At 46.4% G+C, this 1788-nt stretch carries 2 protein-coding genes; both read left to right on the top strand.

Going from position 1 to position 1788, the window contains the following annotated elements; genetic code table 11:
- The first annotated feature begins 144 nt into the window (after window positions 1-144).
- Window positions 145-966 (top strand): LytTR family DNA-binding domain-containing protein, encoded by an 822-nt coding sequence (locus CBE68_RS18565; RefSeq protein WP_087507717.1) that lies wholly within the window; start codon window positions 145-147, stop codon window positions 964-966.
- Window positions 967-1115: 149 nt separating this feature from the next.
- Complete coding sequence (locus tag CBE68_RS18570) at window positions 1116-1649, top strand: cytochrome b (protein ID WP_158100676.1); 534 nt, start codon at window positions 1116-1118, stop codon at window positions 1647-1649.
- Window positions 1650-1788 lie beyond the last annotated feature (139 nt).

Raw genomic sequence — 1788 nt, forward strand, 5'->3', positions numbered from 1 at the left:
ATGATACTCCCCAAAAAGTAGTGTGGAGATCAGATCGAAGTTAACGGAAAAAGTTCAAAAAAATCCCCGCCAATTGCTTAGCGGGGATTTGTGTATAAGAGACAGGCGTTATGCTGGCTTTTCTCTATTCACGGATTAAAGGCAATGCGCAACCAGATACGGTCAATGCAATGGCGCTTCAGCAAACGACAGTCGCTTTTCGCTGTCAGCGCTTTCGTTTGGCTGGGCTTTTTCGTGTTGTTTAATCTTTATTGTGTCTTTTGGCGAGAGTATGCCGCAGGTGCCCAGTATAACTTCGCAGACTCTTTAATCTGGTTTGGTAAAGAATGGGGTGGTTGGCTGGTTGCGACCGTGCCGTTGATATTGGCGCTAAATGCCAGCCGGCAAGCCGGATATTTGTTGCTTGGCGTTGCGATTAACGGTTGCTTCGTTGTTATCTTTGTGATGGCCGTGCGGATCATGCTTGATACTGGCGAGTTTGGCCAAGCATCTTACATTCGAATCATCATTGAACAAATGCCAAAACATGCGTCTGCACTCGCCATTTTTGTTGCCATCTGGTTTTACCTTGGAGGCCAACGACCCTCTCAATCAATCGCTTCTGAGTACCAACCATCAATGACTACTGATGAACCATGTGAAGCATTGTTTATTGTTGCTGAAAATCAAGGCATAGAGCGGCAAGTGGCCATTGCCGATATCATTCGAATTCAGGCGGCCAAGAATTACATCGACATTGAAACTAACGACGCCCACTATGTGAAACGAGCCACCCTAAAACATATTGCCGATAATTTTGCCGCATCAGACCTGCAGCAAGTTCACCGTAGCTTTATTGTTAATCTCGCTAAAGTGGCGCAATTGCGCAAGAACTCAAATGGCGGCACCTTAGTGGTAATGGAGGATGGCAGTGCGGTGCCGGTGAGTAAATCCTATGCCGCTAGATTGAAGCAACGCCTTATGTAGTTGCTAGTTGCTCCCTCTGTACGTCAGTTGGTCCCAGTTTGAGTGTGTTGTAACCTTCATTCGTCCCATGTCTGTTGAGCTAGTCCCATTGCGCTGCTCCTCGTTGAATTGCAGTTCTAAGATACTGGCAATTTCACATGGAGGACATTATGAACAATCGCTCGAATCGACTTACCCGCTACCTTCACTGGTTGATGGCTTTAATATTGTTACTCGCAATGTTGCTGGGCTTTTACATGACTTACACCGAGTCTTATCAGTTGTACGCCTTGCATAAATCATTAGCCGTTATCATCGCTTTGCTGTTTATATTTAGGTTGTATTGGCGGCAACGTTCACCTTGGCCTTCAATTGCAAAAGATTCTGACCATGAAAGGCTGGTGAGTGGCGCGCATAAGCTGTTACTAGGGCTCGTGGCGTTAATGCTGTTGTCTGGCATCAGCTACAGTGGCTTCGCAGGCTACGGTGTGGCTTTGTTTGGCTTAGAGATTATCCCAAGCCAATATGATCCAGAGGGCAACGCCGTACCATTTCACTCAGAGCTGTCTGTGATGGGCCAACAAATTCATCATTACACGGGGTTTGTCTTTAGTGCTCTGGTGGTTTGCCATATTGGAGCGGCGCTCAAGCATCATATTGTTGACAAAGACAACACGTTGAATCGGATGTTGGGCAAATCTTAGCGCTGTGGAATTGATAGTAAAAAGCCGCCTAAAAGGCTGTCTCTTGATCACATCTTAGAGTTCAAGAGACTTGGCTAGCTCGTACCCTTCAAGGATGGCTTGTAATTTGAGCCATCCTTGCCACAGCACTTTAACTGAA

This window comes from Neiella marina, from assembly GCF_002165625.1.
In the GTDB taxonomy this organism is placed as follows: domain Bacteria; phylum Pseudomonadota; class Gammaproteobacteria; order Enterobacterales; family Neiellaceae; genus Neiella; species Neiella marina.